The sequence below is a fragment of the Roseburia sp. AF02-12 genome, from assembly GCF_003461765.1.
Classification (GTDB): Bacteria; Bacillota; Clostridia; order Lachnospirales; family Lachnospiraceae; genus Roseburia_C; species Roseburia_C amylophila.
Genome location: NZ_QTXS01000005.1, coordinates 4,579 through 4,969, shown reverse-complemented (window position 1 = coordinate 4,969; position 391 = coordinate 4,579). Strand labels below are relative to the sequence as shown.

The following is a 391-nucleotide window of genomic DNA, read 5'->3' as shown; positions in this document are numbered from 1 at the left end:
TGGGATACATATCTGCATGGCTGTGTGCCTCTTCATATTCCCCTATCTGTGTGCGGACATTCTGCACTCCGGCAAGCGCATTGTCAAAACAGCTTTCCATACAGGTTGTAGAAAATCTGCCCACATCAAGATAAGCAGACAGTTCTCTCTCAATATCCGCTACTTCCTCTGCTACCGCATCAAAGTCTGATCTTGCTCCCTGAATGTTCTCCTCCAGTCCCTCCATGGAATCCTGAGACATCTCTGCCATCTGGTCAGAATCAATGTTATAATACCAGTCTGTATAGAGTATAAAGCTGCTCCGGTAGGTTTCTATCGTATCTTTTATCATATTTGCAAGATTCATATGATAATCCCACATATAGCTTCTTACATGCTCTGCTGCCTCTCC

1 protein-coding gene is annotated in these 391 nt (G+C 44.2%); it reads right to left on the bottom strand.

Annotation, left to right across the window (positions count from 1 at the left end; genetic code table 11):
* A partial coding sequence (locus DV740_RS14585; protein ID WP_147342284.1) for a T7SS effector LXG polymorphic toxin occupies window positions 1-391 on the bottom strand: 391 nt, incomplete at both ends.